The organism is Clostridium sp. BSD9I1 (assembly GCF_900185645.1).
Taxonomy (GTDB): domain Bacteria; phylum Bacillota; class Clostridia; order Clostridiales; family Clostridiaceae; genus Clostridium_AK.
On record NZ_FYAM01000006.1, the window covers coordinates 333379 to 358874 of the forward strand.

Sequence of the window (25496 nt, forward strand, 5' to 3'; positions counted from 1 at the left end):
AATAGAAGCGGCATAGGACAAAAGAGCACTGAAAACAACATATGTAAAAAGTGACATTTAAGTGACAACCCAAAAATTATATAGACAGAATATGGTGCTAGAGTCAATTAATAAAAAGGCATTACTATATAAAAATTGAATGAGGGGATAAAAAAATGTTGTTTTTAAATTTTTTAATAGCCATAATACCAATTGTTTGGCTGATAGTTGCATTAAGTAAATTGAAAATGCCAGGTTATAAAGCTTGTCTTATTACACTTGCCATTACAGTAGTTTTAGCTGTTGGCTTTTGGAAATTCAATGCAGTTTATGCTGCATCAGCTATATTGGAGGGAACACTAAACGCCTTGTGGCCAATTTGTTTAGTTATTGTTGCAGCTTTGTTTGCGTATAATTTGACTTTACGTACAGGTGCAATGGAATCTATAAAACAAATGTTGGCTGGAGTCTCTACTGACAAAAGGGTTTTAGTATTAATTATTGGATGGGGATTTGGAAATTTCATGGAAGGAATGGCTGGGTTTGGTACAGCCGTTGCTATTCCAGCATCTATGCTTGCTGGTATTGGATTAAATCCAATTTCAGCAGTTCTAGCATGTTTGGTTGCTAATAGTACACCAACTGCATTTGGATCAGTAGGAATACCTTTGGTAACGCTTTCAGCAATAACCGGAATTGAATCCGGTACATTAGCAGCAAATACAGCAATAATTCAAGCAATTCTCTGTTTTATCAGCCCATTTATTATGGTATACATTGTAGGTGGTGGAATAAAGGCATTAAAGGGAGCATTTCTTATTACATTAATTTCTGCAATATCATTTGTACTACCTTGGTACATTACAGCAACAGTAGTTGGAGCAGAACTTCCAAATATAGTAGGTTCTATTTGTTGTATGGTATGTACAGTTATTGCAGCAAAAGTCCTTAATAAAAATACTCAAGTTGAAGCAGAGTGTTGTGCTGCGGCAATTGAAGTTAAGGGTAAAAAGGAAGAAACAGCTTTATCACTTGGCAAGGGGTTACAGGCATGGTGCTCATTTATTCTAATATTCATAATGCTACTTGCTACATCAACTCTATGTCCACCAATTAATCATTTTATTGCAAAATACAAAACTGTTATGGTTGTATATGCTGGACAGGGTGGAAATAAATTAAGCTTTAGTTGGATCAATACACCAGGTGTTATTATTTTTGTTGCTGCAATTATTGGAGGCTTTGTTCAAGGTGCAAAAATATCAACCATGTTAGAAGTATTGAGGGATACATTAAAGGGAAACTGGAAAACAATAGTTACAATTTGTGCGGTTATGTCAGTAGCAAAGATAATGGGCTATAGCGGAATGATTTCAGATATGGCAAGTTTTCTAGTTGTAGCTACTGGAGGAGCATATCCATTGATTTCCCCATTAATTGGATCCATTGGAGGATTTGTTACAGGCTCAGGTACATCAACAAGTGTTTTATTTGGAGGCTTACAAGTAGAAACAGCAAAAAATCTTGGACTTCCTGCGGCATGGATGGCATCAGCCAATGCTCTTGGAGGGGGTATTGGAAAGATGATTTGTCCTCAAAGTATTGCAATTGGTGCAAGTGCAATTAATAAGTCAGGTTCAGAAAGTAAAATACTCGGAAGTATGTTTAAATACTATATATTTTACGTAGTTGTTGGTGGCATCATATGTTTTTTAGGAACATTATTTTTATAAGAATATTATAGGGTAAGAATAAAATTGGAAAGGAATGATTATTATGGTTAAGTATAACGAGTTGACAGAAGAAATAATCTCAAAATTACAGGAGGCAGCTCCAGGACATATTTTAACAGGTGATGATATCAATGAAGATTATTCTCATGATGAAATGCCTATTTACGGAAAAATGGCTCCACAAGTTGTATTAATGGCCAACTCTACAGAGGAAGTTGCTGCAGTAGTAAAAATATGTAATGAAAATAAGATACCAGTAACTCCAAGAGGGGCAGGAACAGGACTTGCAGGAGGAGCAGTTCCACTACTCGGAGGAGTTTTAATTGATCTTACAAAGATGAATAAAATAATCTCTTATGATTTAGAAAATTTTGTAGTTCATGTTCAATCTGGTGTTTTGTTGAACGATCTTGCAGAGGATTGTTTAAAACAAGGATTATTATACGCTCCAGATCCAGGTGAAAAGTTTGCATGCCTCGGTGGAAATGTTTCAACAAATGCTGGAGGAATGAGGGCTGTTAAATATGGGGCAACACGTGATTATGTACGTGCAATGACAGTTGTTCTCCCAACAGGAGAAATTACTAAGTTTGGAGCTACAGTATCAAAAACAAGTTCAGGTTATAGCCTTTTAAATTTAATGATTGGTTCTGAAGGTACTCTTGGAATTATTACAGAACTTACTTTGAAGGTTATGCCAGCACCAAAGGTAGTTGCTAGTTTAATTATTCCTTTTGAAAATTTACATGATTGTGTTTCTACTGTTCCTAAATTTAAAATGGAACAAATGAATCCACAAGCAATTGAATTTATGGAAAGAGAGATTGTTCTTTCTAGCGAAAGATATGTTGGAAAGAGTGTATTTCCACAAGTAATTGATGGAGTAACTGCAAATGCTTATTTACTTGTTACTTTAGATGCAGACAACGAAGACGAATTAAATAACCTTATTGAGCAAGCTAGTGAAATAGTATTGGAAGCAGGAGCAATAGATGTTCTTGTGGCTGATACACCTGCAAAGATAAAAGATGCATGGGCAGCTCGTTCTAGCTTCTTAGAAGCAATTATGGCAGAAACAAAATTATTAGATGAATGTGATGTTGTAGTTCCAGTAAATAAAATTGCTTCTTATGTTGAATTTGTAAATAAAACTGGTGACGAATGTGGACTTACTATTAAGAGTTTTGGACATGCAGGAGATGGAAACCTTCACATATATCAATGCAGTAATGATTTAGAAGAAGAGGAGTTTAAGTCAAGAGTTCATAAATTCTTCAAGATTATTTACGAAGAGGCAACAAAATATGGTGGCCTTGTTTCAGGTGAACATGGAATTGGCAGTGGAAAGATGAGCTATTTGGCAGATAGTATTGGAGAAGTAAATATGGAATTAATGAAAGGTATTAAAAAAGTGTTTGACCCGAACTGTATTATGAATCCAGGTAAAGTATGCTGTCCATTGGATGCTAACAATTAATAAAATACAATTGAAATTTATATACACATATAAAAAGAAAGGTAGGAAATTAATATGAATTTTAAACTAGATGAAAATCATGAACAATTACAAGAAATGTATCGCGAATTTGCTGAAAATGAGGTAAAACCACTTGCAAAGGAAATTGATGAAAACATGCGTTTTCCAGGAGAAACTATACCCAAAATGGCTGAGATGGGCTTGCTTGGAATTCCATTTCCTGAAGAATACGGCGGAGCTGGAATGGATACATTAAGTTATATACAATGTGTGGAAGAATTATCTAAATGTTGTGCAACAACTGGGGTTATTGTTTCAGCACATACAAGTCTTTGTGCAACACCAATTTACACATATGGTACAGAAGAGCAAAAGGAGAAATATTTAAAGCCACTTGCTTCTGGTGAAAAATTAGGTGCATTTGGATTAACAGAACCTTCTGCTGGAACTGATGCTTCTATGCAAAAGACAACAGCAGTACTAGAAGGAGACCACTATGTATTAAATGGCAGCAAGATCTTTATTACTAATGCAGGATATGCAGACACATATATTATTTTGGCTATGACAGATAAGAGTAAGGGAACAAAGGGCATTTCAGCATTTATCGTTGAAAAAGACTATCCAGGTTTTTCTGTTGGAAGTCACGAAATAAAGATGGGAATCAGAGGATCTTCAACATGTGAATTATTCTTTGATAACTGCAGAGTTCCAAAGGAAAATCTTTTAGGAGAAGAAGGAAAAGGATTTAAGATTGCTATGGCAACTCTTGATGGAGGCCGTATTGGTATTGCTGCGCAAGCTCTTGGTATTGCAGAAGGCGCAATAGAAGAAACTATAAAATATGTTAATGAACGTGTTCAATTTGGACGTTCTATTGGAAAATTCCAAAATACACAATTTGAACTTGCTCAAATGCGTGCTAATACAGAAGCTGCAAAACTTTTAGTATATCAAGCTGCATGTGCAAAGGATGATCATGAAAATTATACACATTTAGCTGCTATGGCAAAATTAGTTGCTTCTAGAAACGCCAGCGATGTAACAAGACGTTGTTTACAATTATTTGGTGGATATGGATTCTCAAGTGATTATCCAATTGAAAGAATGATGCGTGATGCAAAAATAACAGAAATTTATGAAGGAACATCAGAAGTTCAAATGATGGTTATTTCAGGATGGATGGGCGTTAAATAATTAAAAGGAGGAGTGCTTCAAATCTTCCGCAAAGATGCCTAGTATCACTTAAAAATATAAGATTATGAAAATATGTCTATAAGTAAAATAAAAGGTTCATGGCAATATATGCATACTATGTTGCCATGAATCTTTCTTTTTTGAATAATCTTATTAAATTTCTTGATTTATAAAAAAAATGGATAAAAACACTTGTAAATTTAAAAAAAAGGACTATAATATAAAATATGAATGAAAATGATAATCGTTATCAAATAACACAAATAGAATAAAGATTTTTACAAGGAGAAATTAACATGGAAAAGATTATAAGTAAGAATGAATTAAATAGTTATATAAACATTGTAAATAAATACAGCAATATAGAGTACTTGTTATCAAAAATACTTTTTAGTGCTGCTCCAACCCTAGCAGGAGAAAAAGTATCATCATTGATTACTTTCAGTAATGATAATCGTAATATATATAACCTTTGGCAGAAAAATAAGGAACAAATAAAAGATATGCTAAATATTAAGTTTTTTGAATTGAAAAAAAGTGAGGACCACATTGTTGTGCTATTTTACAATGAAAAGAAATTAGAAAGTGCTATAAGAGAAAAAAGAAATATTAAGTTTTTAAATAGATTTGGATATAGCAAAGAAATGAGCTTGAAGGAATGTTTAGTTATTTTAAGCAAGCGATTTGAACATATATGTCCACATGAAATAGGAATTTTTTTAGGATACCCTGTAGATGATGTAATTGTTTTTACTGATTGTCCAAATAAAAAGTGTAAAATGATAGGGTATTGGAAAGTTTATCATGATATAGAGATAGCAAAGAAGATTTTTACAAGATATGATGAAATAAAATACAATATTATTAAAATGATTATAAATGGAATTAAGCCAAGGAAAGTATTAGATAATATTAGTATTACGATTAAACTAAATGTATAAATATAGCTTTACATATTTATTGATAATGACAATCAATATCGGCTGATATGTAAGTTATATTTCATAATAAGTTATATATTAATTAAAGAGGAGACAGGGATTGTATGAGTATTTTGGTTATAGGAGGAGACAAATTAGGCAGCATTACGCATAAGTTATCTGAAAATGGATTTTCAGATATACAACATATAAGTGGAAGAAAATATGGAGATAGAAGATTAAAAATAAGCTGTAAGACAGACTTAGTATTGGTTTTGATTGATTTTGTAGACCATGCAATGATGAATATTATAAAAAAAGAGTCTAAGAAATATGGAATAAAAATAACATTTTCAAAACGTTCATGGATTCATATGGAAAGTAATATCAAAAATAGCATTAAGGAGATATCATTGAGTTGACAGCAGGGGAAGCAGATGGAAATGCATATAGAATGGAGCATATCTACATAAAAACAATATAAATATTGATAGGTAATACAAACTTTGGAGGTGTATGTATGGAGAGTATTATAGGTAGCAAATCTATGCCTAGAACTTTAAACAAAACAGAAGGATTGGGTGGTCCAGTGATGAATCTAGCACAGGGAAGGATTAATACAGAATATACTATAAAAGATATTGATACTAATGATGAAGAAATTAAAGACTTCTTATTTACATTAGGCTGTTATGAAGGAGAATCAATAACTCTTATATCTATACTTGCAGACAATTATGTTATTACAGTAAAGGATGCAAGATATAGTATTGATAAAGATTTGGCTGAAGCTATTATTATATAGCTTTTTATTTGGCCGAAAGTTAACCTTGGTTAACTTTACATATGATTAAATTTATTGTAGGAGTTTTTTGCTCGCAAAAAGTTAGCTGAGGCTAACAAATATAAAATGAGGAGGTAAATATACATGAATATGGAGGGAAACATGAAAGTAGCACTAACGGGAAATCCTAATAGTGGAAAAACAACACTATTTAATGCGATAACAGGAAGAATTGAACATGTAGGTAACTGGGCAGGTGTAACGGTTGAGAAAAAAGAAGGGGATATTAAGAAAAATCTTAATAAGACAAATGTTCGAATTACAGCTGTAGATCTTCCAGGGGCATATTCAATGTCTCCGTTCACATCTGAGGAAAGTATTACAAGTAGTTTTGTTAGAAATGAAAATCCAGATGTTATTATTAATATCGTTGATGCAACTAACTTAAGTAGAAGCTTATTTTTCACAACTCAACTTCTTGAATTAGGGATACCAGTTGTTGTTGCCTTAAATAAAAGTGATTTGAATAAGAAGAAAAAAACAACTATAGATGTGGATAGGTTATCTAAAGCATTGGGCTGTCCTGTTGTTGAAACGGTATCAACAACAGGAAGTAACAATGGCTTAGAAAAGCTTATATCTAAAGTAGTAGGGGTAAATGGTAAGGTTCAAACTGCACCATTTGATGGTAAAGGTGCAAATATGGCGGATAGAAGCTCAGTTGAAGCTTCTGATAAAAAACGATATGAGTTTGTCAAAGGAATTGTTTCAAAGGTGGAGGCTAAGCAAATAAGTAGTAATAGTCAAACCAAACAGGATGCTGCTGATAGAATTTTGGCTCATAAATGGTTAGGAATTCCCATTTTTGCAGTGATTATGTGGGCGGTTTTTTCAATATCACAAACCCATGTAGGACCATTTTTGGCAGATGCTTTAGTTGGCTGGATTGATTTATTCTATGTATGGGCAGAAGGGGCACTTGGCGAAGGTGTATCACCTGTACTTTCTTCAATTTTATTAGATGGCATTATTGGTGGAGTTGGAGCCGTTGTTGGTTTCTTACCTCTTATCATGGTATTATTTTTCTTATTAGCATTACTTGAAGATTGTGGTTATATGGCTCGTGTTGCTGTTGTTATGGATCGTTTCTTCAAGAAAGTGGGTTTATCAGGGAAGTCAATTATACCTATGATTATTGGTACAGGATGCGGTATTCCAGGTGTTATGGCAACAAGAACAATTAAAAATGAAAGACAAAGAAGAACAACTGCAATGTTAACAACATTTATGCCATGTGGAGCTAAGCTACCTGTTATCGCATTATTTGCCGGTGTGTTCTTTAATGATGCGGCATGGGTAGGAACGACTATGTACTTCACAGGTATTGTAATTATCATTGTGGGGGCCCTAATAGTAGTAAGAATAACCGGTGAGAAACATGCAAGATCATTCTTTATTATGGAATTGCCGGAATATAAATTTCCAAGTATCAAAAGAGCTGCTTTAGAGATGCTTTCAAGAGGTAAGGCTTATATTGTTAAGGCTAGTACAATCATACTTCTTTCTAATGTAGTAGTACAAATCATGCAAACCTTCGACTGGCAATTCCAAGTTGTTGCTGAAGGTGCAGAAAGTACAAGCATTTTAGCAAGTATCGCATCACCATTTGCTGTATTATTGATACCTTTAGGTTTTGGTGCTTGGCAATTGGCAGCTGCGGCAATCAGTGGCTTTATCGCTAAGGAGAATGTGGTTGGTACATTAGCAGTTGTATACGGAATAACAAACTTTATTGATGGTGAAGAATTTGCTCTAATAGGTGATGGAGCAAGTGTTGCAAGTGTTATGGGACTAAGTTCTGTAGTAGCGTTAGCCTACTTAATGTTTAACTTGTTCACACCACCATGTTTTGCTGCTATTGGCGCCATGAATTCTGAGTTGGAGAGTAAAAAGTGGCTATGGGGTGCTATTGGGTTCCAATTTGGTATGGGTTACGTTGTGGCATTTATTACTTATCAGATTGGTACGGTGATTACAACAGGTTCAGTGGGTACTGGATTCATACCAGGCTTAATTGTTGTAACCGGATTAATTAGTTGTGTTGTATATCTTGTGAGAAAAGGCGATAAAAGAGCTGAAGAAAAGCTAGCTTTAAGTGCTTAGGATGCGTAACAATTGATACTTGTTACGTGTAAAGAAAGGAATACAGGAGGGAATTATGGCAAATATAATTGTAATTCTAGTTATATTAGCAATAGTATGTGCTTCAATCTCAAAGATTGTTAGTGAAAAGAAAAAAGGAGTCAAATGTATTGGTTGTCCACATAGTGGAACAAGTAAAAGTACTTGTGGTTGTAACACTCACAAGTAGGATAACAATTAAATACAATAAATGAAAAATCCGAGGTTGCTCGGATTTTTTACGCAATTATAGGGGTGATGGAGTGTGTTAAAATCTTTGTATAACATCTTTATGGACAACCTTAAAAGTGGGAGCATAACTAGATTTGAATTTGTATAAATCTAGTTATGCTCCCTGACACATGCAGAGATTTATAGTACTATAATATCTTTTTAGTTAAGCCATAAATCTCACGAGCTTCATCAGGAGTTGCTGCTTCTAAGTCAGCTTCTTCAAGTAGGCGTTTTGCACGAGCAACGAATTGAGCGTTATTAGCTGCTAAGACACCTTTTTTATAATATACATTATCCTCCATACCAACACGTAAATGACCACCCATAGCGATAGTAGCCATCATAATAGGTAGATGCCCGTGGCCAATTCCGCAAGCTGCCCATGTACTGCCTTCAGGAATAAGATTTTTTAAGAAGACTAAGTTTTCTACTGTATTGGTCATGCCACCTGGACAGCCTAGAACGATTTGGTAGTGGCAAGGAGCCTTTAGGACACCCTTTTTTGCGTAGTAAATGGAGTTATAGATCATTCCAGCATCAAAAATTTCGATTTCTGGCTTGATATTGCTTTCCTGAAGGGCATGGCCCAACTTTTCTAGGAAAGAAGGGGGATTCATGAATACGGTACGATGCTGCCAGTTGAGACTTCCCGCATCATAGGAAGCTAACTCAGGTAAAAGTTGTTGTAAAGGATAGATACGTTCCTCATCTCCAAAATCCACACTGCCGGAGCTAGTTATATTCAAACATATATCGCAGTCTTTATAAGCACGAATACGTTCGATGGTTTCTTTATACTTATTGAAATCAGTAGATGGAGACCCATCATCATTACGAACATGAATATGAGCTATTGCGGCACCAGCTTTCCAACATTCATAGACATCCTCAGCAATCTCTTTAGGCGTGAAGGGTACATTTGGATTATCATCATGGGTTGGCCAAGAACCTGTGACAGCAACAGTAATTACACGTTTTTTCTTTAAATCAGACATTTTGTTTACCTCCTATAGATAAAGAATAATGAAAAATCTTAAGGAAAATATGTTTCCTTTATCCTTATATAATAGCAAGAGTTATGCCAAACTTTTATGTTTATTTCTGTATATATATGTTTAAAAAAATAAGTCAAAAATGGTTTGTAAATCGATATTGGTTCAGTACAAACCGTTTTTGACTTAAATGAATAAGCTTCAAAGATTATATTTCGTTTTTCGTCTCATAATAGAGGTCTGACTGGTTCCTAGGGCATCAGCTATCTTATAAGATGTTTTATAACGGTTTAACGCGTGAGATAGATATGCCTTTTCACATTGCTCTAAATAGTCCTTCAAGGTAACGCCTTCATCTAGCATTTTTTCGCAGGAAGGTTCTGTGGTGGTGGAATTATTGGTAATTGGCATAGTATTAAGGATATCCGTGTGAAACTGGTGATGTTGATCACCTGAGATATACTCTATATTTTTAAGTTCAATTATATCGCCTATACTAACAACCACTGCACGTTCTACAAAGTTCTTTAGTTCACGTACGTTTCCCGGCCATTTATATTGTATAATATTGTCCATAGTCTGTGGGGAAAACATTTTTTTTCTATTATATTTGTAGCAAAAATGTTTTAAAAAATGATTAGCTAGTAGTATAATATCCTCTTTTCTTTCCCGAAGTGGAGGAATAGAAATAGGAACTACATTGAGCCTATAATATAAATCCAGACGAAATTGTTTTTTTTCAACTAGATCTAAAAGACTTTCATTTGTAGCAGCCACTAAGCGAAAATCAATATGTTTAAAGCGTGTTGAGCCAACCCTATTGATGGTTTTTGTTTCAATTGCACGAAGAAGCTTTCCTTGAAGACTAATTGGAAGAGAATTAATCTCGTCTAGAAATAGTACTCCACCGTCGGCCTCTTCAAAAAGTCCCTTTTTTCCTACAGAAGAGGCACCAGTGAAAGCACCTTTTTCGTAACCAAATAGCTCGGCTTCCAAAAGGTTTTCAGGTATAGACGCACAGTTAACAACTACAAATGGTTTGTCCTTTCTATTTCCAGTTTGATGAATATATTTAGCAAATACTTCTTTACCAGTGCCGGATTCACCTGAAATTAGAATGGTAGAATCTACATCAGAAACGGTTTGAATCATTTTAAGAAGATTCAATATAGAAGGACTCTTAGCGATAAAAGAGTCATTATCCCAGGTGACTTCAGCTGAAGGGAAAGAAGAAAAGGTTGAAACAATGTCAAACTGGCTAGCTTCATAATAAAGAGAATTAAGCATTTCAAGAGGATAAACCATAGCTAAAACGTTTTCGATTTTTCCCAAACTATTAAAAAGAGGAGTAGAAACAACAAGTTGGCGGATTTGTTTTCGGCCATAGCCTTGAGTGTCATATACATCCTGAAACATAACAATACGATGCTTTTTCTCATATACAATATCAGAAACACATACATCAATTTGTTTCGTTTGCAGGAAGTCGTGAACATTATAGTTTAATAAAATATTCTTTGGCATGTTTAACATTCGAATGTAAGAACTATTGACAAATATATAATTACCACAATCATCTAGTACGTAGATACCTTGTGACATATTATCCAGAAGTGTTTCATAAAACTTAGATAATTCCATATGTAAAGACTCCTTTCTCTGAATGTTAATCTAATTATATAAATAATATAGCAGATAGTTCTTTAGGTGTCATTCTTAAATTCATAATAAAAAAGTTTACATAGAATTAAGAAAAAGAAAGATAGATTTTTATTTGGCACAGAAATTGCTTTAATTATAAACATAATATTAAGAGGAGGTTTTTATTTATGAAAGTTGCAATTTTAGGATGCGGTGCCATGGGAACAGTCTTGGGTGCATATCTTACCCAAAAAGGTTGTGAAGTTGAACTCATCGACAGCTATAAAGAACATGTAGACGCACTAAATTATTCTGGAGCTCATATTGTGGGAACAGTAGATTTTACAGTTCCGGTAAAAGCTATTACGCCTGATCAAATGGAAGGAATTTATGATATTGTTTTTCTCTTCACCAAACAGACAAGTAATGAAGAGGTTCTTCCTAAGCTACTTCCATACCTAGGGCCTGATAGTACAGTTTGTACTCTTCAAAACGGTGTACCAGAGCCTTTTGTTGCCAATTATGTGGGTAAAGAGCGTACAGTAGGAGGTACAGTTCTTTGGGGAGCTACATTTATAGAACCAGGTGTTTCTGAGCTAACCCAAGATCTCTCACGAAATGACCATCTTTTTGAAATAGGAGAAATAGATGGTTCCATTACTCCGAGGATTCAAGCCGTAGCAGATGTTCTTAATTTTATGGGACATACAAAAGTCTCAGATAGCTTGATGGCTTCCCGTTGGGGCAAACTCATTAATAACGCTTGTATGAGTGGAATGTCAGCTGCCTGTGGTTGTACATTTGGAGAAGTTTTGGATAACGACATAGCTCGTGCTTGCTTAAGCTACCTAGGTAAAGAAGTTAAGCTCTGCTGCGAGGCTGCTGGATATAAGCTTCCAACTTTACTTCATGAGCAATCTCCTGAAACCTTAGATTTGATAGATCAAGCTATGTTTAATGCAGACCAGGAGATGTTCCTTAATATGTATTCTGATATGAGAGCAGCCAAGGCAAGTATGCTTCAAGATTTAGAAAAGAAAAAGCCAACAGAAGTAAGAATGATTAATGGTTACGTTTGTCAGACTGGTGATAAATATGGAATCGATACACCTTTCAATGATAAGGTTGTAGAAATTGTATCTAAAATTGAGAATGGAGAGCTTCCTCTTTCAATGAATAACGTAAATCTTTTTGATCGCGAACTCTTTACCTATGATCTTTATAATATCTAAGTCTTTTGGACAATCCTTTCAAAATTGAAATAAGGAGGTATCAGCTATCATGATTGGTATTATCGGTCTAATATGTGCTATTGCTGTTTTAGTTATTGGTGCCTATAAAGGTCTAGGTGCGCTTCCACTAACGATTTTGGCTTCTCTTGTTGCTATCGTTACAAATGCAATGCCCCTTTGGGATTCCTTTTCCATTCATTATATGAAGGGCTATACTAGCGCCTATATGAGTTATTTTTTACTATTTGCTAGTTCAGCTCTTTATGCTAAGTTAATGGATGAATCTGGCTGTGCTACAACAATAGGCTATAAATTTATTGATTGGTTTGGAAAAAAGAACATAATGTTAGTTACAATCTTAATCGTTTCTGTACTGACTTATGGAGGTGTAAGTTTATTCGTAGTTGTTTACGCTGTTGCACCGATTATGTTTTTATTATTTAAGGAAGCAAATTTGCCTCGGCATTTGACTATGGCTTGCCTTATCGTAGGGTCTGCCACATATACAATGACCACTCTTCCTGGCAGTCCACAGCTTACAAACGTGGTTCCTACTGAATATTTGGGTACAACTATGACGGCTGCACCTATTTTAAGTATTTTATGTACCATAGGAATATTCGTACTTTGTCTGGCTTATTGCACATGGGCTCAGAAAAAAGCTGTAGCACTTGGTGAAGTGTGGACTTATCCAGAAAACATGGATCCAACCCTTTTTGAGATCAAGGATCGTAGTTTGCTTCCTGTTTCATGGAAGGCATTCACTCCTATTGTTATCCTTTTGCTTATAATTATTGTTGGAGGGAAATTTGTATCTAACTCAAATATGTTGGCTACATGTGCAATGTTGGTTGGTGCATTGCTAACCTTTTTACTAAATTACTCTAAATTTAAAGGCAAGGATTGGACAGAAGTGTTGACGAATGGATTAGGAGGGGGTATATCAGGTATTGGAGGATTAGCTGCTGTATTAGCTTTTGGTACAGTGGTTCAAAGCTCCGGGGCTTTTACAGATATAGTGAAATGGGTGTTGAGTTTAAATATGCATCCTTATGTTCGAGGTATCTTTGCTACCAGCGTATTTTCTGGAATTACAGGCTCATCTTCCGGCGGATTGCGATTGATGTATCAATCCTTGGGAGATACCTTTGTTAACTCTGGAGCCAACTTAGGTGTATTACATCGACTTACTGCTATTGCTGCTGGTGGACTGGATACTTTACCACATTCTCCTGGGTTGTTTCTTATGTTTAGTGTATTAGGTCTAAATCATAAGAATGCTTATCGCCATGTATTTGTATGTAGTGTCTGCATTCCTGTAATTATTTGTGTTATTGCTACAGTTGCCTCCATTGCATTAGGAATTTAATACTGATTTCTTGTCATTTGTCCATATTATTAATTCATTCTTTTTTAAAATGAACGTTTCCCGGTATCATAATAAAAGGAAACGTTCATTATTAATAATATTTCTTATTTCTTTAAAGATCCAATAATTTTTTAATGATTTAGAAATACTGGCATGGACAAAGTTTTATATAGTATAAAGCTTCATAAATTAAGAAAGGATGATTCGTAATGAATAAAATAGCTACTATAGATCAAGTAATGGATAAAATAAAAGATGGAATGACTATAATGGTAGGTGGGTTCCTAGGAGTAGGGACTCCTGAAATATTTATAGATGAAATAATAAAAAGAGAAATTAAGGATTTAACAATTATATGCAATGATACTTCATTTCCAGATAAGGGTGTTGGGAAACTTATTGTTAATAAAAGAGTAAGAAAATCTATTGTATCTCACATTGGCACAAATCTGGAGACTGGTAGACAAATGAATAATAAAGAATTAGAAGTAGAACTAGTTCCTCAAGGGACACTTGCAGAGAAAATCAGATGTGGGGGAGCAGGTATAGGTGGTTTCTTAACAGCAACAGGTGTAGGAACTATTGTAGAATCAGGAAAGCAAAAAATTAAAGTACAGGATAAAGAATATCTATTAGAGCTGCCTTTAAGAGCAGATGTAGCTTTAATAGGAGGTTCTATAGTGGATAAGGCAGGAAATGCTTATCATAAAGGTTCTACAAGAAACTTTAACCCACTAATAGCAACAGCAGCTGATTTAGTATTAGTTGGTGCCGAGAAGATTGTTGAAGTAGGAGAATTAGATCCAAGTCATGTAATGACTCCAGGAATATTTGTGGACTATATCGTAGGAGGTAATGAGTAATGGGAGCTAAAAATGCAAAGGAGTTCATTGCCAAAAGAATTGCAAAAGAGTTAAATGATGGAGATGTAGTGAATTTAGGAATAGGTCTTCCAACTATGGTTGCTAATTATATACCAAAGGGTGTTAATATAATACTACAATCTGAAAATGGTTTTGTAGGTTTAGGGTCAGAACCTAAAGAAGGAGAGGTAGATAAAGATATTGTAAATGCTGGTGGACAACCTGTGACTATAATAAAGGGAGCTGCATTCTTTGACAGTGCAACATCCTTTGGAATTATTAGGGGTGGACATGTAGATGTCACTGTTTTAGGAGCTTTAGAAGTAGATCAAAAAGGAAATTTAGCAAACTTTATGGTTCCTGGCAAAATGGTTCCAGGTATGGGTGGCGCAATGGATTTAGTAAGTGGAGCAAAGAAGGTTATTATTGCAATGACTCACACAACTAAAGGGGAACCCAAAATATTAAAAGAATGTAGTTTACCACTTACAGCAGTTGGGAAGGTTAGTCTCATTGTTACAGAAATGGGAGTTATGGAAGTAACATCAAAGGGGCTTGTTCTAAAAGAGATTGCACCAGATGTAACGGTTAATGAGATATTGGAAGCAACTAAAGCTGAGTTAATAATTAGTGACGATTTGAGAGTTATGGAAGAGTAAGGGAACTAGTGGCGGTAAGCTTATTTAAACAATCTGTAAACTTATAAAATAATGTGAAATTTCATATAGATATTGAAGATCAAATAAAAATATATTTATTGGGAGGTACAGATAAATTATGCAAGGTTTAACTATTGATGAAATAAAACTAGGAGATAGATGTTATGTTGAAAAGACTATTTCTGAAACAGATGTATATCTATTTGCAGGTATCACTGGAGACTTAAATCCAGCTCATGTAAATCAAGTAGTTTCAGAACAAACAATGTTTAAAGGAAGAATAGCCCATGGGATATTAGTAACAGGACTTATTTCTACTTGCTTGGGAATGTACTTACCAGGTCCTGGAACTATTTATATGGGACAACATGTTAAATTTACAGCGCCAGTTTATATTGGTGACACAATAAAAGCTGAAGTAGAAGTTATAGATATAAACATAGAAAAGAATAGACTTAAATTAAAGACTGTGTGCACTAACCAAAATGATAAAGTAGTTATTGATGGTGAGGCAACGGTTATGCCTCCAAAGAAAGCAATAAGGAAATTATAAGAAGGATTAATTATGGAATTTGCATTGACAAGCATGAGAACATGCTAAACTTATAAAAGTAGCCGCATAGTATGGGCTACTTTTACATTTATAGAAAAAGTATTATTTAGGTTGATCATTTAAATATTTAGTGCAAAAATATAGAAATTCCTCTGCTTCTTTCGTCAAAATTGTATTTCTTAATTTTATCCAACCTATGTCCATTTTATCACTTAGATCGCTTATGGGAATGCTAATGATTTCCTTTTCTATTATTCCTTTTATAAGAAAACCTGTTCCTATGTTATAGCTATCAGTATGGCAGATTATATTATTCATTGTAGCCCTATCAAGTACATTTATGGATTGGTTGGTGTTGATATTTACAGCCTCTTCTGAAAAGTTAAGAGAATAATTTTCTTGTTCATAGCTAATAAATGGATAATTTGAGAGATCCTCAAGGGTTATGTAATCTTTTTTTTCTAAGGGATGACCTTTCCTTATAAATGCGTGAAAGCCTACATGACATAAGGAATTAAACTCAATGTTTTTAGAATCAAGAAATTTCTTCATGAAATTTTTCGTTGAATTGGAAATAAAAATAATGCCAAGTTGACTTTGTTGAAGGTATACGTCCTCTATAACTTGTCTTGTCTTTTTTTCTCTGAGTAAAAACTCATAAATACTATTTTTATGCTTTTTAAGCATAGCTATAAATGCCTTAACAACAAAGGCATAATGTTGTGAACTTACCATAAGACGTATAGGCTTATTTTTATCACTATATATTAATTTTTTCTGTATTTGATCTACTTGTTCTAGAACTTCCCTTGCAGCGATAAGAAGTTCCATTCCCTCGAGAGTGAATTGTAAACGCTTATTGTCTTTCCTAACGAATATATCTATGTTAAGATCCTCTTCAAGTTCTTTAATAGCCTTTGAAATGCATGGTTGCGAAACAAAAAGACTTTTTGCGGCCTTGCTTATAGTTCCTTGCTTGGATATTTCAACTAAGTAAATCAACTGTTGAAAGGTCATCCCCTCATTCCTCCATTTCCGTATAACTAAAAGTTACTATTTCCCATAAATTATAGGTATTTTACATGTAAATTTATGGATGGTATTATAATTATAACACATATGAGCATTAAGCAAAATTATCTAAATTAGTATGTGTAACATTAGTTTTATTAAAAAATTAAGATAAATGAATATGTTTCTAATTGGTTATTTTAAGGAGGAATTTGAATGTCAGAGAAAAAATTTAGTACAAGGGTAATTCATTCTGGAGAAGTTGACCTAATGAAAAAAGTTGCTTCTTCTGTATCCGTTCCAAAGGTAATGCCTATTTTTATGAGTTCAGTCTTCTCATTTGATGATGTTCCAACACTTGATTCCGTTTATGATGGCTCAGCGGAAGGATATGTATATTCAAGAATGACAAATCCAGGAACAGATGCTGTTTGTGAAGTTCTTGCATCAGCAGAGGGATGTGATGCTGGCATTGCGTTCTCATCAGGTATGGCTGCTATAACTACATCACTTATAGGTTCTGTAAGGGCTGGTGACCACATAATATCTTCTCCTGTTCTTTATGGTGGGGTTTGGGATTTTCTTGCAAACGAAATTACACGTTTTGGGGTAGAGGTTACATTTGTTGATTTTCTTACAGACGATGTTGAAAAATATATAAAACCGAATACAAAGGTTATCTACACTGAAACAATTACAAATCCATTGATGGAAGTTATGGATATTCCAGCTATTAGTGAAATTGCGCACAAGCATGGTTGTAAGCTTATTGTTGATAACACATTTGCTACAGCTGTCATCGCCAAACCTTTATCGCTTGGTGCTGATATTGTTGTTTATAGTGCAACAAAATATCTTGGTGGACACAGCGATATTATAGGTGGTGCTGTTCTTTCTAATAAAGATACAATAAATCATCTTCATCGATTTAGTACACTTTATGGCGCAACAATGAGTCCTTTTGACGCATGGCTGTTAGTAAGAAGTCTTAGAACTCTTGAACTTAGGGTTAAAAAACACAGCGAAAATGCATTGAAAGTAGCTAAGTTCTTTGAAAGTCATCCAAAGATTGAGAAGGTTTACTATCCAGGTCTTGAATCATCACATTACTATGAACTTGGACAGAAATTATTTGTTGAAGGTAGATGCGGTGGCATGGTGAGTGCAGATATAAAAGGTGGAGAGGAAGCTGCAAGCAAGTTTATTACAGAATGTGAAACTATTAAGTTTGTACCAAGTCTTGCAGGAGTAAGCACAACTATTTCATATCCAGCAAAAACATCTCATCGTGCATACTCAAAGGAACAAATGGAGGCTTGTGGTATATCAACAGGTCAGCTTCGTTTCTCAATAGGTCTCGAAGATGCTGATGATATTATTGCAGAGTTTGAAAAAGTTCTTGAAAAAATATAATAAAAAATTATATTTCATTTGTTTAAGATTGCTTTAAAGAAAATAGGGGGATATTATGGAAAAAAGTTTTAACCAGCTTGCAAACCAATATTATGATGAAATCGTGAAAACTGCATCGGAAATGCTTCAAATACCAAGCGTATCAGGTAATGAAAAAGATTTTGGGGAATATACAATTAAAAAAATGAAAGAGCTTAAATATGATGAAGTTGTAGTAGATAAAGTTGGTAATGTCATAGGAATAATGCGTGGAACAGGTGGAGGAAAAAGCACCATGCTCTACTGCCATATGGATACTGTTGAGGAAGGCAATTTTGATATGTGGAAATACCCTCCCTTTTCTGGGAAAATTGCAGAAGGCAAAATTTGGGGCAGAGGTGCTAGTGATACAAAGGGTACCTTTGCACCTATGATATATACTCCTTATATTTTGAAGGAAGAAGGAATTATGCCAAAGGGTGATATTTACGTTGTGGGAGTAGTTCAGGAGGAAACAGCAGGCTTTGGTGCAATGCATATGGCAATGGATGAAAAATATCTTACGGACTTTGCCGTTGTTGGTGAAGCTACTGAAAACGATATTGCTGTTGCCTGCAAAGGAAGGATATGTCTTGAAATAACCATAACAGGCAGATCGTGTCACGCAAGCATTCCTGAAACCGGTGTTAATCCTTTTGACTACCTTTATAAATTCCTTGAAGCACTTAAGCATTACCCACTTGAATATGATGAAAACTTTGGAACATCAAAAATCACTCCAACAAAAGTTGTATCTTCTGAAATTGGAACAAACATAGTCCCTCACAGTATAGTTTTAACTTTGGACTATAGAAGTGTTCCATCAGAAACAAATGAGTCCATATTGGAAAAGGTTCAAAAGGTAATAGACAGCTGCTTATTTAAGGGCATAGCTGTTGACATGAAAATTGTTATGGTTGATGTAACAACATATAATGGCTTTAAGGGAGAGGGAATACAGGGACTACCTGCATTTCTTATTGATAAAGAACATGAAGCTGTTGTTACAGCAAAGAAAGCCCTTGAGGATACCTTTAACAGAGAAGTTAGGCTTAAACCATGGGCTTTTGCTACAGACAGTGGACATTATGCATCAAAAGGGGTAGCTGTAATTGGATATTCCCCTGCAGAAATAAAGTATTGTCACACAGCTCAGGACAACATGGATCTAGAAATGCTAAGAGAGGGGATAGCTGGTTGCCTTGCTATTGCAGAAAGTCTTTCAAATTTACCACAATAATCTCAATTAATTAAAGGAGATAATTTTATGAGTAATAATGAAAAGAAAAAGAGTCGATTAAATATTAACCCTTATGTACTTATTTTCTGCGTAATTATTATAGGCTTCATAGCATCTTACCTTGTTACACCAGGTGTCTTTGATAGAGAAGTAGTTAACGGAAGAAGTATCGTTGTCCCTGGAAGCTTTAAAAACATAAATGCAGCACCTTTGTCTATTTTTAGTATTTTTAGGGCAATCCCTAAAGGACTTATAGGCTCTTCAAGCATAATTTTTCTTGTTCTTCTTGTTGGAGGAGCCATTGAGGTCTACAATAGAACAGGTGCTATAAACATGGGTGTAAAAACCCTTGTGCAAAAGATTGGTAGAAAAAATGGAGGGTTAGTGCTTTTCCTCATAATGGTAATATTCGCTATCCTAGGTGGCTTTTTAGGATGGATTGAAGCAGCTATTCCTTTCGTACCTATTGTAATTCCAATTGTTCTTGCTCTAGGATATGATGCAATGACAGCAGCAGCTCTTTGCATTTTAGGGTTAATGGTGGGATTTGCAGTAGGACCTACAAATATGTACACAATAGGTATAGCTCATCAGATAGCACAGCTTCCTATGTTTTCAGGTTTTGGCTTAAGATTTGCAGCTTTTGTTACTTTAGTAGGTGTTTCCTTTATTTATCTAATGATTTATGCTACAAGAGTTAAAAGGGATCCTTCAAAGAGCCTTGTGGCAGACATAGATGTTTCTTCAATTAAAATCGATTATTCACAAGATGAAGGTAAAAAAGTGACAGGTGTTCAGATATTATCTCTTGTAATTTTAGCTGTAACCTTTGCGGTTGTGGTATATGGAATGATGAAGTTTGGATGGGCTATAGATGATATGTCAGCAGCATTCCTTTTAAGTGGAATAGTAGTAGGTATTATAAATAAGATAAAGATTTCTGAAATTGCAGATGCATTTATTGTAGGTGCCAAGGGATCCATAGGTGGTGCAATGATAGTAGGAACTGCACGTGGTGTTCAATGGATTCTTGAACAGGGTGGAATTATTGACCCTATTATTAATAGCCTTTCAACTTTACTTTCAGGCCTTCCACCAATTGGTTCTGCAATAGGAGTACTTGTAGTTGTATCAATTTTAAATGGTCTTGTTCCTTCTGGTAGTGGTAAAGCAGTTGCCCTAATGCCTATACTAATTCCACTAGGAGAAATGATAGGACTTACAAGACAAACTACAACTTTTGCTTATCAGTTTGGTGATGGTATTGCAAATATGGCATGGTTTACTTACGGAACACTACTTATTTTTCTTTCATATGCAAAAGTGCCTGTTAATAGATGGTACAAGTTCCTGTGGCCATTACTGGTAATTCTATATGCACTTGCTATTATATTCTTGTTTATCGCTATTTCAATAGGTTATGGTCCCGCCTAAAGTATAATATTTATTCTTTTAGCAAGGTGGAGACTTCCACCTTGCTAAAACATTTCTTTGCAGCAATTTTTGTAGCAGGATATAGCCTTAAAAAGTGTAAAATTACAGCCTTAAAAGGAGCAAGATTCTTAACACAATATGAATTCTAAAGAAATAAGAAGGTGTAGATATATGGAACAACTTGCAGTATCAGAAATATCATTATCAGCGCAAAAAAAAATTAAATATTTTCATGAAATGCCTGTAAGGTTTTTTGTCTATTCGATGATGGCAGGTGTCTTTTGCGGTCTGGGTATGATTCTTGCATACTCTGCTGGAGGCTCCCTTAATAGCTTTGAAGCTACAAAAGGTTTTGCGAAAATAGTATTTGGTATTTCCTTTGCATTGAGTTTCACCCTTATTGTTTATGCTGGAAGTGAACTTTTTACGGGAAATGTGGGGGTTATGACCATAGGAGTATTTAATAGGGCGGTTTCTGTTAAAGAATCACTTTTGATGGTTTCGTTTGTTTACTTAGGAAACTTTTGCGGTGCTACCCTTATTGCTATTATAATAGGGGCAACAGGGCTTTTGGATGTGCCTATGACTGGAAACTATATAGTCTCAAATAGTGTAATAAAGATGCAGCTGCCTTTTGCACAAAGCTTTTTCAGAGGCGTCCTCTGCAATATGCTTGTAGTGCTTGCCACATGGAGCTGCAGTAAGATTAAAAGTGAACCTGCCAAAATGCTTATTCTTGTTTGGTGTGTGTACGGATTCTGTGCCTCTGGCTTTGAACACAGCATTGCAAATATGGCCCTTTTTGTAATGAGCATAGTGTCCCCTCTAAAAACAGCTGATATCTCAATAGCAGGATATATAAACAATATAATTCCTGTTACACTTGGTAATATAGTTGGTGGGGGACTTATTATAGGAGGGGGTTACTTTTTACTTGGAAGTGGGGAAAATAGGAAAAGTACTTCAGGGTTAGGTCAAGTTATTTCTAATGATGCTAAGGATATAGAGTAATCTTAGTACTTCTGAAAGAATAAATATAAATGAACCCATGGCAAAAAAATTCTAATAAATATAAGGTTGATTGTATTATCATGTTGTGCTATATCAAAAAGAAGGAGATCAAGCTGATTATAAAGCATTAAATCTATTATGCTATAGAAAGAGCATATTTACTCTAGATAAAAGTAAGGAATTATATAAAAATAGGAGGTAAGCCAGCAGTTTGATTATATCTGCTGGTTTATATCTTATTATAACCTAAGATTTATTGAAAGCTTCTATAACGTCTGTATTATATATTCTTATACATTCATTAGATGCTCTTGTGCCAATAGTAGCAGGGCTATTTGTTACATGTATTCCATAGTGAGGAATGCTTAATCCCATCCATCTAACTCTAAAAGGTCCACCAGGATTTACATCTCTATTTATTTTTTGTTCGTTCTTTTATATAAACTTGTAAACTCCTGTTAAATTTTTGTATTGTTAAAGCTCTATCAGAACGTGGCTTTTTATGTATTATAGAATAACAACAACGCTCTGGAGGTGGATCTGATAAGCGTGATAAATAACAATCGTCTGGAAGTAATGAGCATGCCACAGATTCGGGAAGAATTGTCCAGTCTTCCTCTTCGTTCAGAAATTCTACTGTAAGCTGTGCTAAATTCACTCGTAACTTTGCAAATCCAGGTTTCCACCAATAATCATGCCAATGATTATAATCTTGGCCGAAAAATTGAAATATTTCATTATTTGATTTTAATTCAGAAGGATGTACTATTTCAGAAAAAGAATTCTTATTTCCCTTTCTCATTACAACAAAATTTTCTTTAAATATTAAATTAGAATTTAATTCTGGATAAGGTGCTTCTCCGTTAGTTAATCCTATATCTACTTCTCTATTAGCTATCATCTCATAAGTAGGGATGGAATCAAGCAAAATGATTTCTAACTTCAAATTAGGATTTTTTCGTGATAATTGCCTAAAAAAATCTCTTAACATATAGGAGGCTAAACTATCAGGAACGGCTATAGATAAATGTTCAATTAAATTATTTTCTTCTAGTGAATTTACTTCGATAGAAAGAGCTAATATTTGTTCAGCTATTGTTAAAAAACGTTCACCAGATGGTGTCAATTGAACTGTGTCATGTCCTTTCCCTCGGAAAAGTAATTTGACGTTTAATTCTTTTTCCAACATAGAAAGTCTTCTACTAACTGTAGATTGGGTTAAAAACAAAGCACGTGCTGCTGTACTAATATTACGGTAATTGTTTATTTCCAAAAATATTTTAATATCTTTAATATCCATAGTAACAACCTCGTTTTTATTATAATTAATTTAAATATGATTGTTATAATATGCATTTATTACATATTATAATGCGAAAATCATCATTTTACAAATATTTATTGTGATGATAGTATTTAATTATAGTTTGCACGATGTGTACCTGACCTAAGACTCCCATCCTTTCAAGGTTGGAGTAAGGGCAGCTACGACAATGGATAACGATTTCTAAGTTATATAAAATATTTTAATTTTAGGAGGTTAAAATCGTGGTTACAATAGAATCAATTTATGAGGCTCAAAAACGTATTGCTCCTTATATCAATAAGACGCCTCTCCTTCGTTTAAATAATCTAGATGAATATTTAGGTTGTCAAGTATATGCCAAAATGGAATCTTTTCAAAAGACCAATTCTTTTAAAGTCAGAGGTGCTCTTAATGCTTCAATAAGCTTGGCAGAGGAAGCATTGAAAAAAGGAATTATAACAGCTTCATCAGGAAATCATGGAAAAGCTATAGCGTATGCGGCTAAACAACTAGGTACTAAGGCTTATGTTGTAGTTCCAGAAACTGCACCGAAAATCAAAGTTGAAGGAATCCAATCATATGGAGCGGAAGTTATTTTTAGTGTTCCTGCAGAAAGATTTAATGTAGCTAAAAAATTAAGTGAAGAAAATAATTTGAGTTTTATTTCACCATTTGATGATAATGAAGTCATTGCAGGACAAGGTACTGCAGGTTTAGAGATACTGGAACAACTGCCAGATGTAGATTATATAATTTCTCCAATTGGTGGAGGTGGATTAATTGGTGGATTATCTACAGCAGTTAAAGAAACTAATCCACAAGTAAAAATCATTGGAGCTGAACCTACATTAGTTGCCCGCTATACTAACAGTTTTGCAGCAGGTCATCCGGTTACCTTGCCTTCAGAATCAAAGTCAGTAGCTGATGGATTACAAACATTAAAACCTGGTGAACTTAATTATCCTGTTGTAGAAAAATATGTTGATAAAATTGTCACAGTAGATGAAGAAAATATTCTTAAAGCAACTAAGTTATTTTTAACTAAGGGAAAATTATTAGCTGAGATTTCTTCATGTATCACCTTAGGTGCTATCTTACAAGGATCAGTTAGATTTAATGCAAATGACAAAGTAGTTTTGTTTATTTCAGGTGGTAACATTGGAATGGATCAGTTTGGTAAATTTGAAGGTATGAGTATATAAGAGCAGTAGCAAGTTCTTAAAATAATTGTATACAGTTATTTAGATGAAATAAAAAGATAAAAGGGAGATGGATGAGCTATGAAAAAAATAGGATTTATTGGTTACGGAACTATTGGTAAGCAAATAGTAAAACAAGTGAATCAGGAAGAAAATTACAGCATAGAATTTGTTGTTATAGGTGATGATAAAGAAAAAGATGGACAAGAATTACCTTATGTGAAAGAAATTACTTCAGATTTATTTGAAAAAGTAGATTTGGTAGTAGAAGTTGCTCATGCAGATATTATTGAAAAATATGGAGAGAAAATTTTAAGAAGTGCTGATTTACTTGCATTTTCAACTACAGCATTTTCAAACGAAGAGTTATATCAAAGGATTTTAGAAAGTTCTAAAAAATACGGAACAAAAGTTTATATCCCTCATGGTGCAATATTGGGATTAGATGGATTGTTTGATGGAAGAATGGTTATAGATAGTGTTACTATTACTACTACTAAAAGTCCTAAAAGCCTTGGAAGACAGGATACAGAAAGAACTGTTGTTTATGAAGGTTCCACAAAAGAAATATGTAAATTGTATCCGCGAAATGTTAACGTACATGCTGCAATTGCTATGGCAGGACTTGGGTTTGATAAGACAAAATCAGTTTTGATTTCAGATCCATCAGTATCCACTAATGCTCATGTTATTTTGATTAAAGGACAAGGAATTGAATTTGAATTAAAAATAACAAGTATATCTCTAGGTGGTGTAACTGGCGCATATACTCCTATTTCAGCTTTTGGTAGTTTACAAAGAGCTGCAAGTAATCAGAAAGATTTTATATTCGTATAGATAGTATAGAGAAATTTATCATTTTTTAAATTTCCTAATAGGTAGAAGTAGGATGTTTACCAATCTATAATTGGTTAAGTATTGAGCTGGATGTAAAATATAATATTAACACAAAAGACACTCCGTAAATTCTTAATTTTGGATTTACAGAGTGTCTTTGCTATAATATGAGAAGATTAGAAGGCTCTTTTTATTTTAATAGTCTTTAGTTAA

Annotated in this window: 23 protein-coding genes and 1 pseudogene; 19 read left to right on the forward strand and 5 right to left on the reverse strand. The window is 34.2% G+C overall.

Going from position 1 to position 25496, the window contains the following annotated elements:
• The first annotated feature begins 155 nt into the window (after positions 1–155).
• The 8 genes from BSD9I1_RS04455 (at position 156) to BSD9I1_RS04490 (ending at position 8461) form a co-directional block, all read left to right on the forward strand.
• Positions 156–1712: an L-lactate permease gene (locus tag BSD9I1_RS04455; RefSeq protein ID WP_186429310.1), complete on the forward strand. Its 1557-nt coding sequence runs from the start codon at positions 156–158 to the stop codon at positions 1710–1712.
• 43 nt (positions 1713–1755) lie between these two features.
• Entirely contained in the window at positions 1756–3189 is a 1434-nt protein-coding gene (locus BSD9I1_RS04460; protein WP_035309989.1) for an FAD-binding oxidoreductase, read from the forward strand.
• Between the two features lie 54 nt (positions 3190–3243).
• On the forward strand, positions 3244–4386 hold the full coding sequence (locus tag BSD9I1_RS04465) for an acyl-CoA dehydrogenase (RefSeq protein ID WP_186429311.1): 1143 nt from the start codon (positions 3244–3246) through the stop codon (positions 4384–4386).
• 296 nt (positions 4387–4682) lie between these two features.
• Positions 4683–5327, forward strand: coding sequence for a DUF3793 family protein (locus BSD9I1_RS04470; protein ID WP_242966409.1), 645 nt, complete (start codon positions 4683–4685; stop codon positions 5325–5327).
• Positions 5328–5431: 104 nt separating this feature from the next.
• On the forward strand, positions 5432–5728 hold the full coding sequence (locus BSD9I1_RS04475; RefSeq protein ID WP_186429312.1) for a DUF2325 domain-containing protein: 297 nt from the start codon (positions 5432–5434) through the stop codon (positions 5726–5728).
• 98 nt (positions 5729–5826) lie between these two features.
• A complete protein-coding gene (locus tag BSD9I1_RS04480) occupies positions 5827–6111 on the forward strand; it encodes a FeoA family protein (protein ID WP_306345879.1) in 285 nt (94 codons plus the stop codon).
• A gap of 141 nt (positions 6112–6252) precedes the next feature.
• Entirely contained in the window at positions 6253–8253 is a 2001-nt protein-coding gene (locus tag BSD9I1_RS04485; protein WP_186429388.1) for a ferrous iron transporter B, read from the forward strand.
• A 55-nt stretch (positions 8254–8308) separates the two neighbouring features.
• A complete protein-coding gene (locus BSD9I1_RS04490) occupies positions 8309–8461 on the forward strand; it encodes a FeoB-associated Cys-rich membrane protein (protein ID WP_186429313.1) in 153 nt (50 codons plus the stop codon).
• A 190-nt stretch (positions 8462–8651) separates the two neighbouring features.
• Here the strand turns inward: BSD9I1_RS04490 and BSD9I1_RS04495 are convergent, their stop codons facing one another.
• Together BSD9I1_RS04495 and BSD9I1_RS04500 are read right to left on the reverse strand one after the other, a co-directional pair.
• Positions 8652–9500, reverse strand: a complete 849-nt coding sequence (locus tag BSD9I1_RS04495; RefSeq protein ID WP_186429314.1) for a 3-keto-5-aminohexanoate cleavage protein — start codon at positions 9498–9500, stop codon at positions 8652–8654.
• A gap of 198 nt (positions 9501–9698) precedes the next feature.
• Positions 9699–11138, reverse strand: a complete 1440-nt coding sequence (locus BSD9I1_RS04500) for a sigma-54-dependent Fis family transcriptional regulator (RefSeq protein ID WP_186429315.1) — start codon at positions 11136–11138, stop codon at positions 9699–9701.
• A 188-nt stretch (positions 11139–11326) separates the two neighbouring features.
• Between BSD9I1_RS04500 and BSD9I1_RS04505 the strand changes: the two genes are divergently transcribed.
• From BSD9I1_RS04505 to BSD9I1_RS04525, 5 genes are all read left to right on the forward strand, one after another.
• Complete coding sequence (locus BSD9I1_RS04505) at positions 11327–12370, forward strand: ketopantoate reductase family protein (protein ID WP_186429316.1); 1044 nt, start codon at positions 11327–11329, stop codon at positions 12368–12370.
• Positions 12371–12419: 49 nt separating this feature from the next.
• Positions 12420–13739, forward strand: a complete 1320-nt coding sequence (locus BSD9I1_RS04510; protein ID WP_186429317.1) for a GntP family permease — start codon at positions 12420–12422, stop codon at positions 13737–13739.
• A gap of 209 nt (positions 13740–13948) precedes the next feature.
• Positions 13949–14602, forward strand: coding sequence for a CoA transferase subunit A (locus BSD9I1_RS04515; protein WP_186429318.1), 654 nt, complete (start codon positions 13949–13951; stop codon positions 14600–14602).
• A complete protein-coding gene (locus BSD9I1_RS04520) occupies positions 14602–15261 on the forward strand; it encodes a 3-oxoacid CoA-transferase subunit B (protein ID WP_186429319.1) in 660 nt (219 codons plus the stop codon). The genes BSD9I1_RS04515 and BSD9I1_RS04520 overlap by 1 nt, the downstream gene beginning before the upstream one ends.
• 118 nt (positions 15262–15379) lie before the next feature.
• The gene (locus BSD9I1_RS04525) at positions 15380–15814 is read left to right on the forward strand and encodes a MaoC family dehydratase (protein WP_186429320.1); all 435 of its coding nucleotides are present in this window, start codon (positions 15380–15382) and stop codon (positions 15812–15814) included.
• Between the two features lie 102 nt (positions 15815–15916).
• On the opposite strand, the gene BSD9I1_RS04530 is transcribed toward BSD9I1_RS04525, so the two are convergent.
• Positions 15917–16831, reverse strand: coding sequence for a LysR family transcriptional regulator (locus BSD9I1_RS04530; protein ID WP_186429321.1), 915 nt, complete (start codon positions 16829–16831; stop codon positions 15917–15919).
• A 210-nt stretch (positions 16832–17041) separates the two neighbouring features.
• Here BSD9I1_RS04530 and BSD9I1_RS04535 point away from each other — a divergent pair, with 210 nt between their 5' ends.
• The 4 genes from BSD9I1_RS04535 (at position 17042) to BSD9I1_RS04550 (ending at position 21941) form a co-directional block, all read left to right on the forward strand.
• Complete coding sequence (locus BSD9I1_RS04535; RefSeq protein WP_186429322.1) at positions 17042–18238, forward strand: PLP-dependent aspartate aminotransferase family protein; 1197 nt, start codon at positions 17042–17044, stop codon at positions 18236–18238.
• Between the two features lie 55 nt (positions 18239–18293).
• Entirely contained in the window at positions 18294–19496 is a 1203-nt protein-coding gene (locus tag BSD9I1_RS04540) for a M20 family metallopeptidase (protein ID WP_186429323.1), read from the forward strand.
• Positions 19497–19523: 27 nt separating this feature from the next.
• A complete protein-coding gene (locus BSD9I1_RS04545) occupies positions 19524–20930 on the forward strand; it encodes a YfcC family protein (RefSeq protein ID WP_186429324.1) in 1407 nt (468 codons plus the stop codon).
• Positions 20931–21101: 171 nt separating this feature from the next.
• Positions 21102–21941, forward strand: a complete 840-nt coding sequence (locus BSD9I1_RS04550; RefSeq protein WP_186429325.1) for a formate/nitrite transporter family protein — start codon at positions 21102–21104, stop codon at positions 21939–21941.
• Positions 21942–22187: 246 nt separating this feature from the next.
• Here the strand turns inward: BSD9I1_RS04550 and BSD9I1_RS04555 are convergent.
• Both BSD9I1_RS04555 and BSD9I1_RS04560 read right to left on the reverse strand, forming a co-directional pair.
• Positions 22188–22361 (reverse strand): annotated as a pseudogene (locus BSD9I1_RS04555) (L,D-transpeptidase); the annotation flags it as partial.
• The gene (locus tag BSD9I1_RS04560) at positions 22354–23241 is read right to left on the reverse strand and encodes a LysR family transcriptional regulator (RefSeq protein ID WP_186429326.1); all 888 of its coding nucleotides are present in this window, start codon (positions 23239–23241) and stop codon (positions 22354–22356) included. The gene BSD9I1_RS04560 and the pseudogene BSD9I1_RS04555, both read right to left, overlap by 8 nt.
• 248 nt (positions 23242–23489) lie before the next feature.
• Here BSD9I1_RS04560 and BSD9I1_RS04565 point away from each other — a divergent pair, with 248 nt between their 5' ends.
• Together BSD9I1_RS04565 and BSD9I1_RS04570 are read left to right on the forward strand one after the other, a co-directional pair.
• Positions 23490–24449 carry a threonine/serine dehydratase gene (locus BSD9I1_RS04565; protein WP_207653878.1) on the forward strand — a complete coding sequence of 320 codons (960 nt, stop codon included), beginning with the start codon at positions 23490–23492 and terminating at the stop codon, positions 24447–24449.
• 78 nt (positions 24450–24527) lie between these two features.
• Positions 24528–25283: an aspartate dehydrogenase domain-containing protein gene (locus BSD9I1_RS04570; protein ID WP_186429327.1), complete on the forward strand. Its 756-nt coding sequence runs from the start codon at positions 24528–24530 to the stop codon at positions 25281–25283.
• The last annotated feature ends 213 nt before the right edge of the window (positions 25284–25496 follow it).

What these genes read in the sequence shown, in the direction of transcription:
- BSD9I1_RS04545 (WP_186429324.1), top strand. Translation starts at nt 19,524, where the DNA reads ATGAGTAATAATGAAAAGAAAAAGAGTCGATTAAATATTAACCCTTAT.
- BSD9I1_RS04485 (WP_186429388.1), top strand. Translation starts at nt 6,253, where the DNA reads ATGAAAGTAGCACTAACGGGAAATCCTAATAGTGGAAAAACAACACTA.
- BSD9I1_RS04540 (WP_186429323.1), top strand. Translation starts at nt 18,294, where the DNA reads ATGGAAAAAAGTTTTAACCAGCTTGCAAACCAATATTATGATGAAATC.
- BSD9I1_RS04560 (WP_186429326.1), bottom strand. Translation starts at nt 23,241, where the DNA reads ATGGATATTAAAGATATTAAAATATTTTTGGAAATAAACAATTACCGT.
- BSD9I1_RS04470 (WP_242966409.1), top strand. Translation starts at nt 4,683, where the DNA reads ATGGAAAAGATTATAAGTAAGAATGAATTAAATAGTTATATAAACATT.
- BSD9I1_RS04515 (WP_186429318.1), top strand. Translation starts at nt 13,949, where the DNA reads ATGAATAAAATAGCTACTATAGATCAAGTAATGGATAAAATAAAAGAT.
- BSD9I1_RS04455 (WP_186429310.1), top strand. Translation starts at nt 156, where the DNA reads ATGTTGTTTTTAAATTTTTTAATAGCCATAATACCAATTGTTTGGCTG.
- BSD9I1_RS04465 (WP_186429311.1), top strand. Translation starts at nt 3,244, where the DNA reads ATGAATTTTAAACTAGATGAAAATCATGAACAATTACAAGAAATGTAT.
- BSD9I1_RS04520 (WP_186429319.1), top strand. Translation starts at nt 14,602, where the DNA reads ATGGGAGCTAAAAATGCAAAGGAGTTCATTGCCAAAAGAATTGCAAAA.
- BSD9I1_RS04490 (WP_186429313.1), top strand. Translation starts at nt 8,309, where the DNA reads ATGGCAAATATAATTGTAATTCTAGTTATATTAGCAATAGTATGTGCT.
- BSD9I1_RS04495 (WP_186429314.1), bottom strand. Translation starts at nt 9,500, where the DNA reads ATGTCTGATTTAAAGAAAAAACGTGTAATTACTGTTGCTGTCACAGGT.
- BSD9I1_RS04510 (WP_186429317.1), top strand. Translation starts at nt 12,420, where the DNA reads ATGATTGGTATTATCGGTCTAATATGTGCTATTGCTGTTTTAGTTATT.
- BSD9I1_RS04460 (WP_035309989.1), top strand. Translation starts at nt 1,756, where the DNA reads ATGGTTAAGTATAACGAGTTGACAGAAGAAATAATCTCAAAATTACAG.
- BSD9I1_RS04570 (WP_186429327.1), top strand. Translation starts at nt 24,528, where the DNA reads ATGAAAAAAATAGGATTTATTGGTTACGGAACTATTGGTAAGCAAATA.
- BSD9I1_RS04535 (WP_186429322.1), top strand. Translation starts at nt 17,042, where the DNA reads ATGTCAGAGAAAAAATTTAGTACAAGGGTAATTCATTCTGGAGAAGTT.
- BSD9I1_RS04480 (WP_306345879.1), top strand. Translation starts at nt 5,827, where the DNA reads ATGGAGAGTATTATAGGTAGCAAATCTATGCCTAGAACTTTAAACAAA.
- BSD9I1_RS04475 (WP_186429312.1), top strand. Translation starts at nt 5,432, where the DNA reads ATGAGTATTTTGGTTATAGGAGGAGACAAATTAGGCAGCATTACGCAT.
- BSD9I1_RS04550 (WP_186429325.1), top strand. Translation starts at nt 21,102, where the DNA reads ATGGAACAACTTGCAGTATCAGAAATATCATTATCAGCGCAAAAAAAA.
- BSD9I1_RS04500 (WP_186429315.1), bottom strand. Translation starts at nt 11,138, where the DNA reads ATGGAATTATCTAAGTTTTATGAAACACTTCTGGATAATATGTCACAA.
- BSD9I1_RS04530 (WP_186429321.1), bottom strand. Translation starts at nt 16,831, where the DNA reads ATGACCTTTCAACAGTTGATTTACTTAGTTGAAATATCCAAGCAAGGA.
- BSD9I1_RS04505 (WP_186429316.1), top strand. Translation starts at nt 11,327, where the DNA reads ATGAAAGTTGCAATTTTAGGATGCGGTGCCATGGGAACAGTCTTGGGT.
- BSD9I1_RS04525 (WP_186429320.1), top strand. Translation starts at nt 15,380, where the DNA reads ATGCAAGGTTTAACTATTGATGAAATAAAACTAGGAGATAGATGTTAT.